This is a genomic window from Gymnodinialimonas sp., from assembly GCF_059726805.1.
Genome location: NZ_AP041059.1, coordinates 4,078,308 through 4,093,507, shown reverse-complemented (window position 1 = coordinate 4,093,507; position 15,200 = coordinate 4,078,308). Strand labels below are relative to the sequence as shown.

15 protein-coding genes and 1 tRNA gene are annotated in these 15,200 nt (G+C 62.1%); 14 read left to right on the top strand and 2 right to left on the bottom strand.

Annotated features, from left to right (window positions below):
• Positions 1-64: 64 nt before the first annotated feature.
• The 12 genes from sucD to AC6I9R_RS19925 all read left to right on the top strand — a co-directional run bounded on the left by sucD (position 65) and on the right by AC6I9R_RS19925 (position 12,937).
• Entirely contained in the window at positions 65-946 is an 882-nt protein-coding gene (gene sucD / locus AC6I9R_RS19980) for a succinate--CoA ligase subunit alpha (protein ID WP_461428383.1), read from the top strand.
• A gap of 78 nt (positions 947-1,024) precedes the next feature.
• Positions 1,025-1,456 carry a hypothetical protein gene (locus tag AC6I9R_RS19975; protein WP_461428384.1) on the top strand — a complete coding sequence of 144 codons (432 nt, stop codon included), beginning with the start codon at positions 1,025-1,027 and terminating at the stop codon, positions 1,454-1,456.
• Positions 1,457-1,550: 94 nt separating this feature from the next.
• On the top strand, positions 1,551-2,135 hold the full coding sequence (locus tag AC6I9R_RS19970) for a DUF805 domain-containing protein (protein WP_461428385.1): 585 nt from the start codon (positions 1,551-1,553) through the stop codon (positions 2,133-2,135).
• The gene (locus tag AC6I9R_RS19965) at positions 2,132-2,551 is read left to right on the top strand and encodes a DUF805 domain-containing protein (protein WP_461428386.1); all 420 of its coding nucleotides are present in this window, start codon (positions 2,132-2,134) and stop codon (positions 2,549-2,551) included. The genes AC6I9R_RS19970 and AC6I9R_RS19965 overlap by 4 nt, the downstream gene beginning before the upstream one ends.
• 26 nt (positions 2,552-2,577) lie before the next feature.
• Positions 2,578-3,165 (top strand): hypothetical protein, encoded by a 588-nt coding sequence (locus AC6I9R_RS19960; RefSeq protein WP_461428387.1) that lies wholly within the window; start codon positions 2,578-2,580, stop codon positions 3,163-3,165.
• 58 nt (positions 3,166-3,223) lie between these two features.
• Positions 3,224-6,181 (top strand): 2-oxoglutarate dehydrogenase E1 component, encoded by a 2,958-nt coding sequence (locus AC6I9R_RS19955; RefSeq protein ID WP_461428388.1) that lies wholly within the window; start codon positions 3,224-3,226, stop codon positions 6,179-6,181.
• 6 nt (positions 6,182-6,187) lie between these two features.
• On the top strand, positions 6,188-7,684 hold the full coding sequence (gene odhB / locus AC6I9R_RS19950; protein ID WP_461428389.1) for a 2-oxoglutarate dehydrogenase complex dihydrolipoyllysine-residue succinyltransferase: 1,497 nt from the start codon (positions 6,188-6,190) through the stop codon (positions 7,682-7,684).
• Positions 7,685-7,817: 133 nt separating this feature from the next.
• Positions 7,818-8,120, top strand: coding sequence for a hypothetical protein (locus AC6I9R_RS19945; RefSeq protein WP_497863030.1), 303 nt, complete (start codon positions 7,818-7,820; stop codon positions 8,118-8,120).
• Positions 8,121-8,224: 104 nt separating this feature from the next.
• Entirely contained in the window at positions 8,225-8,773 is a 549-nt protein-coding gene (locus AC6I9R_RS19940; RefSeq protein WP_461428391.1) for a peptide-methionine (R)-S-oxide reductase, read from the top strand.
• An 89-nt stretch (positions 8,774-8,862) separates the two neighbouring features.
• Positions 8,863-9,273 carry an MAPEG family protein gene (locus AC6I9R_RS19935; protein WP_461428566.1) on the top strand — a complete coding sequence of 137 codons (411 nt, stop codon included), beginning with the start codon at positions 8,863-8,865 and terminating at the stop codon, positions 9,271-9,273.
• A 117-nt stretch (positions 9,274-9,390) separates the two neighbouring features.
• Positions 9,391-10,779 carry a dihydrolipoyl dehydrogenase gene (gene lpdA, locus AC6I9R_RS19930; protein ID WP_461428392.1) on the top strand — a complete coding sequence of 463 codons (1,389 nt, stop codon included), beginning with the start codon at positions 9,391-9,393 and terminating at the stop codon, positions 10,777-10,779.
• 151 nt (positions 10,780-10,930) lie between these two features.
• A complete protein-coding gene (locus AC6I9R_RS19925; protein ID WP_461428393.1) occupies positions 10,931-12,937 on the top strand; it encodes a hypothetical protein in 2,007 nt (668 codons plus the stop codon).
• Between the two features lie 44 nt (positions 12,938-12,981).
• On the opposite strand, the gene AC6I9R_RS19920 is transcribed toward AC6I9R_RS19925, so the two are convergent.
• Positions 12,982-13,635, bottom strand: a complete 654-nt coding sequence (locus AC6I9R_RS19920; protein ID WP_461428394.1) for a GntR family transcriptional regulator — start codon at positions 13,633-13,635, stop codon at positions 12,982-12,984.
• 4 nt (positions 13,636-13,639) lie between these two features.
• A complete protein-coding gene (locus AC6I9R_RS19915) occupies positions 13,640-14,353 on the bottom strand; it encodes a M48 family metallopeptidase (RefSeq protein WP_461428395.1) in 714 nt (237 codons plus the stop codon).
• Between the two features lie 113 nt (positions 14,354-14,466).
• Between AC6I9R_RS19915 and AC6I9R_RS19910 the strand changes: the two genes are divergently transcribed.
• Positions 14,467-14,802 (top strand): FYDLN acid domain-containing protein, encoded by a 336-nt coding sequence (locus AC6I9R_RS19910; protein WP_461428396.1) that lies wholly within the window; start codon positions 14,467-14,469, stop codon positions 14,800-14,802.
• Between the two features lie 92 nt (positions 14,803-14,894).
• A tRNA-Ala gene (locus AC6I9R_RS19905) sits at positions 14,895-14,970 on the top strand.
• The last annotated feature ends 230 nt before the right edge of the window (positions 14,971-15,200 follow it).

Below are 15,200 nucleotides of genomic sequence, written 5' to 3'. Positions count from 1 at the left end.
TGGCGGACCTGCGTTGCAGCCCGATCCATGACCCACTTTACCCAAACGACCACAGGAGGCCCCGATGGCCGTACTCGTTGATGAAAACACCAAGGTGATTTGCCAAGGCTTCACCGGATCTCAAGGCACGTTCCACTCGGAACAGGCGATTGAGTACGGCACCAAGATGGTGGGCGGCGTGACGCCCGGCAAAGGCGGCATGACCCACCTGGACCTGCCCGTTTTCAACTCGGTCCATGAGGCCAAGCATGTGACCGAGGCGAACGCGTCGGTGATCTACGTGCCGCCGCCCTTCGCTGCCGACTCGATCCTTGAGGCAATTGACGCCGAGATGGAGCTGATCATCTGCATCACCGAAGGCATCCCGGTGCTCGACATGATGCGCGTGAAGCGGGCGCTGGAAGGGTCCTCGTCAAAGCTGGTCGGCCCCAACTGCCCCGGCGTGATCACGCCGGACGCCTGCAAGATCGGCATCATGCCGGGTCACATCCACAAGCGCGGGTCCTGCGGCGTTGTCAGCCGCTCTGGCACGCTGACCTACGAGGCCGTGAAGCAGACGACCGACGTGGGTCTGGGTCAGTCGACCTGCGTGGGCATCGGCGGCGACCCGATCAAGGGGACCGAGCATATCGACGTGCTGGAATGGTTCCTGGCCGATGATGAGACGCAGTCGATCATCATGATCGGTGAGATTGGCGGCTCCGCCGAGGAAGAAGCCGCGCAGTTCCTGGCCGATGAGAAGAAGAAGGGCCGTTGGAAGCCGACGGCGGGTTTCATCGCCGGCCGCACGGCCCCTCCGGGCCGTCGCATGGGCCACGCGGGCGCGATTGTCGCCGGTGGCAAGGGCGGTGCCGAAGACAAGATCGAAGCGATGAAGTCCGCGGGCATCATCGTGGCCGACAGCCCGGCGACCCTGGGTGAGGCTGTGCTGGAAGCCATCGGCTGATGCACCCGGCACGGGTTGCATATGCGTTACGGGAGGCTGCCCAGGGGGCGGCCTTTCCGTCCTGCAGGGGAGGGCGTCATGTTTGATAGTCTTCTGCAACCCAAGGTCTGGCTTGCCGTCCTCGCCGGGGCGGCCCTGATCGGGTTCGGCACCTTTTTGAACACCGACACAGAGACGGCATCTGACCCGATGACCCGGCCCGCCATTGTCTGCGCCGCGCAAAGCCAGGCCTTCACGGAGTACTTCTTGAGGTATGCCCCGGACGACCTGCCCGAGCCGTCGTTTGCCGACGAACTGGACAGCACCCGCACCGACCTTGCGGCAATGATGCTGGATATCACCTACGGCGTGCCGAATTCCGGTGACCTTCATGAGAACGTGTTGAGCGAGGCGCGCCAGCTGAGCCGCCGCGCGACCGATCTGGAGGCTGCGCAGACCTATATCGACGCGACTTGGACCGAGTTGCAGGCCTGCGCCGAGACGACTCTGGCGTGGTGGAGATCCCCATGAACCGGCTGACCTACGCCTTTCCTGACCTATCCCCGCGCACTGACTTCGCGGCACACTCTCCGCATTTGCCCCAATGCAATTCGGAGCCTTTGCCATGACGTTTTCTGAAGCCATCCGCACCAACATCGTAGAATGCCTCAACTTCAAGGGCCGCGCGCCGCGCTCGGCCTATTGGTGGTACATCCTGTTCATCACCCTGGGCTCGATTGTGACCTTCATCCTCGACTTCATGATCTTCTGGCCCTCGCTGGACCTGATGGGGCCGTTCCTGGTGGAAAGCTTCGGGTCGATCAGTGATTTCTACATCAACGTGATGCCGATCACGACGTTCTGGTATCTGCTCAACTACCTGCCGATGCTGGCCGTCGGCGTGCGCCGGATGCATGATTGCGACCGCCCCGCCTGGTGGTTCATCGCCACCGTGATCTTCGTGACGATCATGTCCGTCGTCGTGTTCCAGGTCGTGGGTCCGCAGTCGGCGGAAATGATGATGATCGCCTTCGATCCCAACCCGTCGATGGCCGAGGTCAACGCGATGCTGGCGCAGGTGGATCAGCTGAACCGCACGTCCTCGATCCTGTCGGGCATCCAGACATTGCCGAGCCTGCTGATCATCATCTGGATGGCCAGCAAGGGCACGGATGGGCCGAACCAATACGGGGAGGATCCGCTGGCATGACGTTCGGAGACTCCATCAGCACCTGCTTCAGCAAATATGCCACCTTCTCGGGCCGCGCGCGTCGGTCCGAGTTCTGGTGGTTCGCGCTGTTTCTGGCGATTGTGGATCTGGTCCTGTCCTTTGTCTCGGACATTGCGTCGGGGATCTGGAACCTCGGCACCATCCTTCCCTATGCCGCCGTGGCCTGGCGGCGCTTGCACGACATCGACCGCACCGGCGCCTGGACATTGGTTCCCCTGGTCCCGTTGATCGCAGGCTTCGCGATCATGACGGGCGTGCCCTTTGGCGCGGGCATCCCGCCGCTGCCCCTGGGGTTGTTCATCGTCACGGGCGCCCTGTGCATCCTCAACATCGTCTTTTGGGCGACCAAGGGCACACCGCGCGCCAACCGATTTGGGGAGGATCCGTTGCAATGAGGCACGCCATCCTTGCTCTTTTTGTCATGACCGCGCCCGCGCTGGCCCAGGATGAGGCGATCTATGCGCCCTGTCTGGCGCAGTTCGCCGCGCCCGAAGAATTCGGCAACGTCGATCCTTACATCAGCGCGATGGAGGCGGCGGGCTGGGCCCACGTGCCCCAAGCTGCGCTGACCGTCGACGTGACGGCTGCGCTGGCGGAATATGAGGCGGGCAGCACCTCTCTCCCAAGCCAGTTCGGCAGCGCGCGCGACGCCCAGGCTTTTGCGGCGCGCGCGGCGGAATGGTACGCGCAGGATGTGCAGTTCGTGCAAGTTTTCACCCGCGATGGGGTTTCGGCCTCGCTGTCGGCGGTGGAATATGAGCCCGGCCAGATGGGTGTCCTTTGCAGCTTCGCGGGCATGGAGGTGCCGGGGGCCGATGCCATGTTCGACGCCGATTCCGTCATCGACGACCTGGCCGTGTCGATCGGCGCGGCGGATGTGGCGCTGCCCGAGAAAGCCACCAGACTGACCGTCACCGCGATCCGTTTTACCGGCGATGCGGCGGTGCTTGCACCGCTTTCCGTGCGTGAAGGGATCGGTGTTTCCTACCGCTACGAGGCCCCGCAATGACCCGCCGTTCCCGTTCCAAATGTCTCCCGTATCCCCCTCAAACCCGAGGAATTTACCGATGAATGACCAATCTCCCAACGATACGTTCCATGCCTCCAGCTTCATGCAGGGGCACAATGCTGAGTATCTGGAACAGCTTTATGCCCAATACGCCAAGGACCCCGGCGCGGTGGATGCGGCCTGGGCTGATTTCTTTGCGCAGCTGGGGGATGCCGCGGACGCCCTGGCGCCTGCCGCCGGGCCGTCCTGGGCGCGGACCGATTGGCCGCCGGTTCCGGGCGATGACCTGACGGCGGCCCTGACGGGAGAGTACCCGGTCGCGGCTGAGGGCAAGGAAGCGGGCAAGAAGATCAAGGCCAAGGCCGAGGAGAAGGGCGTTGAGCTGACCGATGACCAGATCCAGCGCGCCGTGTTGGACAGCATCCGCGCGCTGATGATCATCCGCGCCTACCGGATCCGGGGCCATCTGGTGGCCGATCTGGACCCGCTGGGGATGCGCGACCAGACCCCGCACCCGGAACTGGACCCGGCCTCCTATGGCTTCACCGAAGCCGACATGGACCGCCCGATCTTCATCGACAACGTGCTGGGGCTGCAAATGGCCTCCATGCGGCAGATCGTGGAGATCGTGCGGCGGACGTATTGCGGCACCTTCGCGCTGCAGTACATGCATATCTCCAACCCCGTTGAGGCCTCCTGGCTGAAGGAACGGATCGAGGGCTACGGCAAGGAAATCGCCTTCACCAAGGAGGGGCGCAAGGCGATCCTCAACAAGATGGTCGAGGCGGAGGGGTTCGAGAAATTCCTCCACGTCAAATACATGGGCACCAAGCGGTTTGGCTTGGATGGTGGCGAAAGCCTGATCCCAGCGATGGAGCAGATCATCAAGCGCGGTGGCGCGTTGGGGATCGAAGAGATCATCGTCGGCATGCCGCACCGGGGCCGCTTGTCGGTGCTGGCCAATGTGATGGCCAAGCCGTACCGCGCGATTTTCAACGAGTTTCAGGGCGGCAGTTTCAAGCCCGAGGATGTGGATGGGTCGGGCGACGTGAAATACCACCTGGGCGCCTCATCCGACCGGGAGTTTGATGGCAATTCCGTTCACCTGTCGCTGACCGCCAACCCCAGCCACCTTGAGGCGGTGAACCCGGTGGTTTTGGGCAAGGTCCGCGCCAAGCAGGACCAGAAGAACGATACCGAGCGGACCAAGGTTATGGGCGTGCTCTTGCACGGTGACGCGGCCTTTGCGGGCCAGGGCGTGGTGGCTGAGGGCTTCGGCCTGTCGGGCCTGCGCGGGCACAAGACCGGCGGCACGATCCATATCGTGGTGAATAACCAGATCGGGTTTACGACCGCGCCGCACTTCTCGCGCTCTTCCCCCTATCCCACGGACATCGCGCTGATGGTGGAAGCGCCGATTTTCCACGTGAACGGCGATGACCCCGAGGCTGTGGTTCACGCCGCCCGCGTGGCGACGGAGTTCCGGCAGAAGTTCGGCAAGGACGTGGTGCTCGATATCTTCTGCTACCGCCGGTTTGGCCACAACGAGGGCGATGAGCCCATGTTCACCAACCCGATCATGTATAAGAAGATCAAATCCCAGAAGACGACCCTGGCGCTTTACACCGAACGGTTGGTGAAGGACGGTCTGATCCCCGAGGGTGAGATCGAGGATATGAAGGCGGCGTTCCAGTCCTACCTGAATGAAGAGTTTGAGGCTGGGAAAGACTTCAAGCCCAACAAAGCCGATTGGCTCGACGGCCGCTGGTCGCACCTCGATCGCAAAGACGAGTCCGTCTATGAGCGCGGCGCCACGGCGATCAAGCCAGAGACCTTCGCAGAGATCGGAAAGGCGCTGAGCACGGCGCCGGACGACGTAAACCTGCACAAGACGGTGGGGCGCTTGTTGGAGAGCAAGGCCAAGATGTTCGAGACCGGCAAGGGCTTTGACTGGGCGACCGGTGAGGCGCTGGCTTTCGGCTCACTTCTGACCGAGGGCTACCCGGTCCGATTGTCGGGGCAAGACAGCACGCGCGGCACCTTCAGCCAACGCCATTCGGGCCTTATCGATCAGGTCACGGAAGATCGGTATTACCCGCTGAACCATATCCGGGACGGGCAGGCGCATTACGAGGTCATCGACTCGATGCTGTCGGAATATGCCGTGCTGGGGTTCGAGTATGGTTACACGCTGGCCGAGCCCAACGCGCTGACGCTGTGGGAGGCGCAATTTGGTGATTTCGCCAACGGCGCGCAGATCATGTTTGACCAGTTCATCAGCTCGGGCGAGCGCAAGTGGCTGCGGATGAGCGGTTTGGTGATGCTGCTGCCCCACGGGTTCGAGGGGCAGGGGCCCGAGCATTCGTCGGCACGGCTGGAGCGGTTCCTGCAGATGTGCGCCGAGGACAACTGGATCGTCGCCAATTGCACGACCCCGGCAAATTACTTCCACATCCTGCGCCGTCAGATCCACCGGGATTTCCGTAAGCCGCTGGTGTTGATGACGCCGAAATCTCTGCTGCGTCACAAGCTAGCGATTTCAGAGATGGAGGATTTCACAACCGGGTCCAGCTTCCACCGCTGCCTCTGGGACGATGCGGAGAAGGGCAACTCGGACACCGAGTTGGTGGCGGATGACAAGATCAAGCAGGTCGTGATCTGCTCGGGCAAGGTCTATTACGACCTGCTGGAAGAGCGCGACGCACGCGGGATCGATGACGTCTACCTGCTGCGACTGGAGCAGTTCTACCCGTTCCCGGCCCTGGCTTTGACCAAGGAATTGGAGCGCTTCAAGCAGGCCAAGATCGTCTGGTGCCAGGAAGAGCCCAAGAACCAGGGCGCCTGGTCGTTCATTGAACCCAACCTGGAGTGGGTGCTGACACGCATCGGCGCCACCACAACCCGCCCCCGTTATGCGGGTCGCAATGCCTCGGCCTCGCCCGCGACGGGCCTGGCCTCCGCCCATAAATCCCAACAAGCAGCACTCATCGACAGTGCGCTGACCATCGAAGGGTAAGAGAAGATGTCTGTAGAAGTTCGAGTGCCGACCTTAGGCGAATCCGTGACCGAGGCGACCGTGGCGACCTGGTTCAAGAAGCCGGGCGATGCCGTGGCCGTTGACGAGATGCTCTGCGAGTTGGAGACCGACAAGGTGACGGTTGAAGTGCCTTCACCCGCCGCTGGCACCTTGGGAGAGATCGTTGCCGCAGAAGGCGAGACCGTGGGCGTGGATGCGCTTTTGGCAACGTTGAGCGCCGGGGAAGGCGCCGCCCCGGCGGCGGCTCCGGCAGCCCCGGCAGCAGCGCCTGCGGCGGCTGAGCCGTCGGGTGATGCGGTAGATGTCATGGTGCCGACCTTGGGCGAGTCGGTGACCGAAGCGACGGTATCGACCTGGTTCAAGGCTGTGGGCGACACGGTCGCCCAGGACGAGATGCTGTGTGAGTTGGAGACCGACAAGGTCTCGGTCGAGGTGCCCGCGCCTGCGGCCGGGGTGTTGAGCGAGATCCTGGCAGCGGAAGGCACGACGGTGGAAGCCTCGGCCAAGCTGGCGGTGATCGGCGGCGCGGTCGTGGCGGCTTCCGCCCCCTCCTCGGACGCTGCCGCGCCCTCCTCGCAGGGGTCCGGAGGCAAGGACGTGTCGAATGCGCCGTCGGCGGAGAAAATGATGGCGGACAAAGGGTTGTCTGCGGATCAGGTGACCGGTACGGGCCGTGATGGGCGGATCATGAAGGAAGACGTGATGAAGGCGGCGGTGGCCCCCGTGGCAGCGCCTGCGCCCGCAGCCGTTGCACCACGCGCACCCGTGGCGGCCAGTGACGAGGCGCGCGAAGAGCGGGTCAAGATGACCCGCCTGCGCCAGACCATCGCCCGGCGTCTGAAGGACGCCCAGAACACGGCGGCGATCCTGACGACGTTCAACGAGGTCGACATGACCGAGGTCATGGCGCTGCGGAGTGAATACAAGGATCTGTTCCTGAAGAAGCATGGGGTGAAGCTTGGCTTCATGTCGTTCTTCACCAAGGCCTGCGTCCACGCTTTGCGTGAGGTGCCAGAGGTGAACGCCGAGATCGATGGGACTGACATCGTCTATAAGAACTTCGTTCACATGGGCATCGCCGCGGGCACGCCCCAGGGCCTCGTGGTACCCGTGATCCGTGACGTGGATCAGATGGGTTTTGCCGATATCGAGAAAGCGATCGGGGAGAAGGGCGCCCGCGCCCGCGACGGCAAGCTGTCGATGGCCGAGATGCAAGGCGGGACCTTCACGATTTCCAATGGAGGGGTCTACGGCTCGCTGATGTCGTCGCCGATCCTGAACCCGCCGCAGTCCGGCATCTTGGGGATGCACAAGATCCAGGACCGTCCGATGGCGATTAGCGGGCAGGTCGTGATCCGTCCGATGATGTATCTGGCGCTGTCCTATGACCACCGGATCGTCGACGGCAAAGGGGCGGTGACGTTCCTTGTCCGCGTGAAAGAGGCGCTGGAGGATCCGCGGCGGTTGCTGATGGATTTGTGAGGGAAGCAGAGAAGGGGCGGGCGTGTTCAGTATGCTGAAACGGCTAGTTGGATTGGGGGAGCGGGTGAACACATCCGCTCCCGCCCCTATCGCGCCTGAACAGAGCGAAATCCAGTCTTTGACCTTCAGGGTCGTGCCCGCGCCCGCATCGCTCAGCGATATGGATATGCTTGAGCATCGTCTGAGTGCCGCTTTGGGGCGCCCTCCGATTGGGGAAGTTGGTGGCCACGAGATTGAATTGAGCGGGGCCGATGCTTTCGTGTTCCTCTACGGACCCAACGCGAAGGCGATCTTCGAGGCCGTGAAGCTTGTGATCCTTGAGACTGATTGGATCAACGAGGCGTCCGTTTCGGCGATCCTCGGCGACCCAAAAGATATGGCCTCCGATATCGTTGAATTTTCTCTGGAGCGTGACGTTGAATGGCCTGGTGCCTGACGTGGTCTGACATAACCTTCACACTCCCGTTCCCTCTCACCCTCGTGTTTTCCCAGTGATCGCTTGCCCGTGCCAGTGTCCCGGCAGGACAAGGAGAACGGGAAATGACAGATCAATCGAACCACACGACAAGCCGAAGGGCTTTCCTCGGCAGTGCTGCCGTCGCTGCCCTGGGCGTGACGCAATTCGCCCGAACGGCAGAGGCGCAGGCGATCATCACATCGGACAATTACACCTATGAGATCCAGCGCACCGAGGCGGAGTGGCGCGCCATGTTGACGGACGAGGAATACCGCATTCTGCGCGAGGTCGGGACCGAAGCGCGGTTCAGCTCGGAGCTGTGGGAAGAAGAGCGTGACGGCACCTATTTTTGCCGCGGCTGCGACCTGCCGGTCTATGACAACACCTACAAAGAGGTCCTGTTTGTGGGCTGGGTCTTCTTCGACCATTCTTTCGTCAATGCCACGATGACGGGCATCGACATTCTGCCCGCCGAATACGGCGGCACCGAAGAAATGGCGACGACACCCGCCCTGATGGAAACCCATTGCCGACGGTGTGGCAGCCATCTGGGCCATATCCTGACAGTCGAGGGCAAAACGCGCCACTGCATCAATGGCGCGGCGCTGCGGTTCGAATTGGACGCCGCCTGATCTCCCTGACCTTGGGTCACATCGCGCGCGCAGTTGCCTCTGCGCGCGCGATTTGATTGAGTCGGGCGACCAACCCCGATGAGGCGCATATGACACCAGAGTTAACGGTCCTTGCCCTCGCGGCGCTGTTGCAGGGGGTGCAATTCGTTCTGATGGCCGTGCCCGCGAACCTGGAGGTGGGCACCGGCAAGACCCTGTCGCCGCGCGACCGGGACCGGTTGGGTGGGTCGCTGGAAGAGCAACTCAGCCCCCGCACGGCGCGGCTGAAACGGGCGATGGACAACCACTTTGAGGCACTGATCCTGTTCACCATCGCCGTGGTCGTCGTGACACTATCGCAGCAATCGACGCCGTTTACGGCCACTTGTGCCTGGGTCTACCTCGGCGCGCGGGTGCTGTATGTGCCGGCCTATGCGTTCGGCTGGACGCCGTGGCGAAGCTTGATCTGGGCCGTGGGCTTCGTGGCGACGGCAGCGATGGTCATCGCAGCGTTGGTGTGACCCCGAAAGGGGGCGCTAACAGTGACAAAAGGCGCTTGATCCGGGTACAAGCTGCGGTTGTGTGGCCGGGGGTGCGGGCTTATCGTGCGGGAAACGACTGACCCCGATGGAGATCCCATGTCCAGCTATGATGTTATCGTAATCGGCTCCGGCCCCGGCGGCTATGTCTGCGCCATCCGCTGCGCGCAACTCGGCCTGAAGACGGCCTGCGTGGAGGGGCGAGAGACCCTGGGCGGGACCTGCCTGAACATCGGGTGCATCCCCTCCAAGGCGCTGCTGCACGCCTCGCATATGCTGCATGAGGCCGAACATAACTTCGCCGCCATGGGTTTGAAGGGCAAAAGCCCTTCCGTCGATTGGGCCCAGATGCAGAGCTACAAGACTGATGTGATTGGACAAAACACCAAGGGCATCGAGTTTCTGTTCAAGAAAAACAAGGTCGATTGGCTGAAAGGTTGGGGTAGCATCCCCGAGGCCGGCAAGGTCAAGGTCGGGGACGATGTGCATGAGGCCAAGACGATCATCGTGGCCTCCGGGTCCGAGCCGTCGTCGCTGCCGGGGATCGAGATTGACCAGAAAGTTGTCGTGGATAGCGAAGGCGCGTTGAGCCTGCCGAAGGTGCCCAAGAAAATGGTGGTGATCGGCGCGGGCGTGATCGGGTTGGAACTGGGCTCGGTTTACGGCCGCTTGGGGTCAGAGGTGGAGGTGATCGAATTCCTCGACCACATCACGCCGGGGATGGACGCAGAGATCTCCAAGGTGTTCCAACGCACCCTGAAGAAGCAGGGCATCGGGTTCACGCTTGGCGCGGCGGTGCAAAGCGTGGCCACGACCAAGACCAAGGCCAAGGTGACGTACAAGCTGCGCAAGGACGAGTCCGAGGTCACGGTCGACGCCGATGTGGTGCTGGTTGCCACGGGGCGGAAACCCTACACGGACGGGCTGGGTCTGGAGGCCTTGGGTGTGAAGATGTCCGACCGCGGCCAGATTGAGATTGACGGTCAGTACCGCACGAACGTGCCGGGCATCTTGGCCATCGGCGATGCGGTCGCGGGGCCGATGCTTGCGCATAAGGCCGAAGACGAGGGCATGGCTGCGGCGGAGGTCGCTGCAGGCAAGCATGGCCATGTGAATTACGGTGTGATCCCCGGCGTGATCTACACACACCCGGAGGTGTCAAATGTGGGCGCCTCGGAAGAGGATCTGAAAGAGGCGGGCCGCGCCTACAAGGTCGGCAAGTTCAGCTTCATGGGCAATGGCCGCGCGAAGGCGAATTTCGCAGGCGATGGGTTTGTGAAAATCCTTGCCGATGCCGAGACAGACCGCATCCTGGGGGCGCATATCATTGGCCCCATGGCGGGGGATCTGATTCATGAGATCTGTGTGGCGATGGAGTTTGGCGCCTCCGCCCAGGATCTGGCGATGACGTGCCACGCCCACCCGACGTATTCGGAGGCAGTGCGCGAAGCAGCACTGGCCTGTGGGGATGGCGCGATCCACGCCTAAGCCTTTGCGAATAGGGAAAATGCAGCACTGGACTTCTGACGGATCAAAACTCACAGTGACGTGAGGGAACTTACTAGTTTAGTTGATTTACAGAGTGAAATCGTCCGGAAAGCGCGCAGCCTTTGAACAGTCCTTTTGGGGGCTGCTTCTTTTGTCTATTCTGCCATTCAGCCACAGTCTGTCATTTTCGCTCGATGCGATATTCGCCCCTTTTGGGCTGGTATCAGACAGTCAACCCGTCCTTGAAATGCTGGAGCAGCGCTATTTCTACCACCCATTGGTGGGGACGTTTTCAATCATTGCGCTTTTGATGGCGGTGCTGGCCCTTTCGCTGCGCAAATGGGGGTGGTTGCTGGCGGTGCCGGCCCCGCTTCTTGCGTCATTTTCTTACCAATACAACGGCTCAGCAGACTTAACGATGCTCCAAACCGGCCTGTTTGCCGGGTATTGCGCGGTCGCGGGCGTATCGATCCTATTGTATCTTTTGCGCGGGCACCTTTTATCGGTGCCTTTTGCGATCTTTTTGATGGTCCTGTCTTTTGACGCGATCACGGTTTGGGCGCTGAGCCTTGGGGACAGGGCGGGAAGTCAGCTCAATGCCATGGGGCTTCTTTTCGACAATTACATTCCGTCCCTGCCGACAACGATCCTGTTGGGTGCATTCGCGGTAATGCTGAAAATGATCTTGCTCGCTTTCCGCGACAATCGCGCTTTGATCGCCAGCCTGTCAGGTAAGGTTCTGCGCAAGACACTTTGGGGTGCCGTCAAGATCTGGTTCCCAATGCCCCTGATTTTCATCGCGTTCAGCGTGTTTTGGGCCGTGCTTCTGTCTGTCTATATGAAAGATGCGGTCATCACGGGCGTCACCCAACGCGAGAACGCCGCGCCGCTTCGGGTGGCGGGGCAGCCGCCTGACACGATCCGGCAGGCCCTTCAACTGCGCGCTGATCACGAGTTTGCAGTGTTGCAAACCTACGCAACCGCTCAGATCTTCGCGGCGCGCAACGAGGTCCTCGCCAACGACGGGACAGCGGATGAGCTTGTTGCCAAGGTGGATGAGCTGACCGGTCAGCGCCCGGCGTCGCTGCAAACCCAGCGCTGCGGGTTCTTTGATATTGGCTGTCTGGTCATGAACGCCATGAAATCGACCGCGTGGAGCGTTTATCAATCCACCCGCCGCAGCATGCTGTCGAGTTTGAGCGAAGAGGCCAACAGGCTGGAGGAAAGCGGCTTGACCAAAGCCACAGATATCGCGGCGCAGGTTAATCGCGAAGTCACAACCATGGTGGCTGACCTGAACCAGCAGACCAATGCCACGGTTCATCGGATCGACGCCACGTATAACTGGATGTCGCGGGCGATGATCATCTATTCGGTCATTATTCTGATCAAGACCTTTTTGATCGCCTGGTCTCGCATCTTGTTCAACATCAGAACCGAGCAATCTGTCGCGGCAAAGTTTCAGATGGATCGTAAGCCACGCGGCAGCGTGACGATGAAATCGCACAAACAGAAGATGACCATTCGGAAGGATTCCACGACGTCGTTCATGATCACGCGTCGCGGGGTCAGTTTGTCTGGCGTGCCGCCCCGTCGGCGGTCGCTTTGCGGGTGGCGGCTGCCTTTGGCGCGTCTCATTCACCGCCGCTGGTACGCGGATTTTGTGGAGCAACCGCGCCGAGGGCCGGACCATCATTCCGCCGTGGTCGAGGTGGATCAACCCGCCGAGATCGTCTCGTGGACCTTGCGCAGCAAGGAGCGTGCGGTGTTCACGTTCGACGATTTCGTGGGGATGTCGGAGGGCTTGCGATTGGAAAGGGTGGTTAGCCTGAGCATCTCGACCATGATCCTGGGTCGCATGATTTTCTACGTGGCCGAGGGCCCGGGCACCTTGCTGCTTCGCACCCGCGCGGCCGCCAGGATCAGCCCCAGCACGGCTGCAAATCAGCCCACGGCGGTGCCAAAGCTTGTGGCCTTTGGCTCAAACACGAGTTTCCTTGTCGGCGCGGAAATGAATGTCGTCGACACGTTCCTGAGTGGATATGTCATCAAGAAATCCCCGCCCGATAGCGTGGTCTGGGACAGTTCTGAAAAACGGGGGTCCTCTACGAGCGCCGGGATCATGCGGTTCGTCGTGAGTTTCATTTTGCCGATTTGAACAGGCGACAGCCGTCGGGTGTCACATACTCACCGCGCGTCCCGCTAATTCGCTAGTAGACGCAGCCCTTGGGTAACATCCGCGCGCAAAGCCAGCCGCAACCCCGGTTCATCCCCCGCCTTCAGCGCGGCCAAGATCAACTTGTGATGTGGTGGGGATTCGGTGCGGCCGAGGCGCCCGTAGAGTGCCCGCATCGTCGGCCCCATCTGCAGCCAGACCGTCTCTGCTAGGGCCAGCATCGCGGGCGCTTGGGCGCGCAGATAGAGCGTGCGGTGGAATTCGAGGTTCGAGCGGATGTAGCCCACCGCATCGCGCTTCGCGATTACCTGGGCGATTTGGGCGTTGATCGCCTCCATCCGCTCGATCAGCGCCGGGTGCGCGCGGGGGAGCGCACGGGACGCCAGTTCCGGCTCCAGCAGCGCTCGGATCGAGGCCAGCTCTTCAATGCGCTCATTCGACAGTTCCGGCGTCGAGACCCGGCCCGAGACCGACAAAAACAGCGCGCCTTCGCTGACCAGACGCCGCACAGCTTCGCGCGCGGGGGTCATCGAGACGCCGAATTCGCGCCCCACACCGCGTAGGGTCATCGCCTCTCCGGGGCCAACCTCGCCGTACATGATGCGCGAGCGCAAAGCGCGGTAGACCCGGTCATGGGCCACGGCGGCGCCGGTCTCAGTGGGGCGGGGGTTCATCAACATGCGATCACTCCGTGGCCTCGAATCGCCACGCCTGTAGCTCGGCCCCATTGGCGCGCATCCAGCGGCGGTGCTGGTCCGTCGTTGGGCAAAGCTGCTTGCAAAGCGCCCAAAACCGGGCGGAATGGTTCATCTCCACCAGATGCGCGACCTCGTGCGCGGCCACGTAGTCCAGCACCTCCGGCGGGGCCATGATCAGCCGCCAGGAGAACATCAGATCACCCTTGGACGAGCAGCTGCCCCAGCGTGAGCGCGGATCGCGCAGGGTGATTTTGCCGTAGCGTTTGCCGATGGCGCCCGCATGCACCGCGACGGATTGGGCCAGACGTTCGCGCGCCATGGCGGTCAGAAGCGCCTTGATCCGGGGCCCTTCGCGGGGGCCCTCTGGAACGCGCAGCGTGCCGTCCTCAAAGCGGGCGGCCCGGCCTGTGCCCGCCACGATAGGGCGCGGGGTGCCGCAGACTGGGATCTCGGCCCCGATCTTGGCCCGTTTCACCCCCGGCGCCCGGTCCAGATGTTCGCGCACCCAGTCTTCGCGCGCCCGCAGAAAGGCCAGCGCCTCGGCTTCCGGCGCCCAGGTCGGCAGGCTCAGCGAGACCCGCCCGTCCGCCCGGCTGACCCGCAAGGAGAATCGCTTGGCCCGTGCGTTGCGGCGCAGCAAGACCTCTACCGGCGGGTCGCCGGGCAGGGTATGGGTTGAAACGGGCGATCTGGCGACCAAATGTGAAGCTCCAAACAGCGAGAATGCGCAGCGGCCGTGAAAGGCTTTGACAGTCCTTTGTCACTATGGCAGAGCGCGAGTTCCCGCGATACCGATGAATTGAAGGGGCTGTCATGCCTAAAGAGGAATGGGGCGTTAAGCGCGTCTGCCCGACCACTGGAAAACGGTTCTATGACCTGGGCGCAAGCCCGATTGTCAGCCCCTACACGGGCGAGGTTGTGGTGCTGGAAACCGGCAAGGGCGGCGCCCAAAGCCTGGTGGCCGACAAGGCCGCGACCAAAGCCAAAGACGCCGAGGATGCCGACGAGGATCTGGTGCTGGACGACGACATCGACATCGATGATGACGATGACGCGGATCTGCCCGATGACGATGTGCTCGACGATGATGACGAGGACACCGTCGCGCTGGACGATATTGCCGACGTCGCAGCCAACGACGACGAATGACCAAAGGGTAGGGGTCAGGCCGGGGATCTGTCGGGGCCAAGCGGATTTTTCGCTTGCACGGCCCGCAGCCCGGCCTTACACCGCCCGCCAATGGGGCCTTAGCTCAGCTGGGAGAGCGCCTGCATGGCATGCAGGAGGTCAGCGGTTCGATCCCGCTAGGCTCCACCAAAAGCTCTTTGCAAAGCAAAGAGCGAAGGCCCGACAGGGTATTTTCTGCAAGAAAATGTCCCGAAAGGGCACAAATCTACCGCGTTCCGCGACACCCAATCGTCCTAGCCTTGGCTAAACGCATGACCCTTGCGGTTTCTGCGAAACGCGCGTGGGTCAGCGGTTCGATCCCGCTAGGCTCCACCAAAAGCTCTTTGCAAAGCAAAGAGCGAAGGCCCAGCTGGGTATTT

Bases quoted from the DNA above. Each gene is read 5' to 3' on its own strand.
- AC6I9R_RS19960 (WP_461428387.1), top strand. From the start codon at position 2,578: ATGACCGCGCCCGCGCTGGCCCAGGATGAGGCGATCTATGCGCCCTGT.
- lpdA (WP_461428392.1), top strand. From the start codon at position 9,391: ATGTCCAGCTATGATGTTATCGTAATCGGCTCCGGCCCCGGCGGCTAT.
- AC6I9R_RS19940 (WP_461428391.1), top strand. From the start codon at position 8,225: ATGACAGATCAATCGAACCACACGACAAGCCGAAGGGCTTTCCTCGGC.
- AC6I9R_RS19910 (WP_461428396.1), top strand. From the start codon at position 14,467: ATGCCTAAAGAGGAATGGGGCGTTAAGCGCGTCTGCCCGACCACTGGA.
- AC6I9R_RS19975 (WP_461428384.1), top strand. From the start codon at position 1,025: ATGTTTGATAGTCTTCTGCAACCCAAGGTCTGGCTTGCCGTCCTCGCC.
- AC6I9R_RS19970 (WP_461428385.1), top strand. From the start codon at position 1,551: ATGACGTTTTCTGAAGCCATCCGCACCAACATCGTAGAATGCCTCAAC.
- sucD (WP_461428383.1), top strand. From the start codon at position 65: ATGGCCGTACTCGTTGATGAAAACACCAAGGTGATTTGCCAAGGCTTC.
- AC6I9R_RS19965 (WP_461428386.1), top strand. From the start codon at position 2,132: ATGACGTTCGGAGACTCCATCAGCACCTGCTTCAGCAAATATGCCACC.
- odhB (WP_461428389.1), top strand. From the start codon at position 6,188: ATGTCTGTAGAAGTTCGAGTGCCGACCTTAGGCGAATCCGTGACCGAG.
- AC6I9R_RS19935 (WP_461428566.1), top strand. From the start codon at position 8,863: ATGACACCAGAGTTAACGGTCCTTGCCCTCGCGGCGCTGTTGCAGGGG.
- AC6I9R_RS19920 (WP_461428394.1), bottom strand. From the start codon at position 13,635: ATGTTGATGAACCCCCGCCCCACTGAGACCGGCGCCGCCGTGGCCCAT.
- AC6I9R_RS19955 (WP_461428388.1), top strand. From the start codon at position 3,224: ATGAATGACCAATCTCCCAACGATACGTTCCATGCCTCCAGCTTCATG.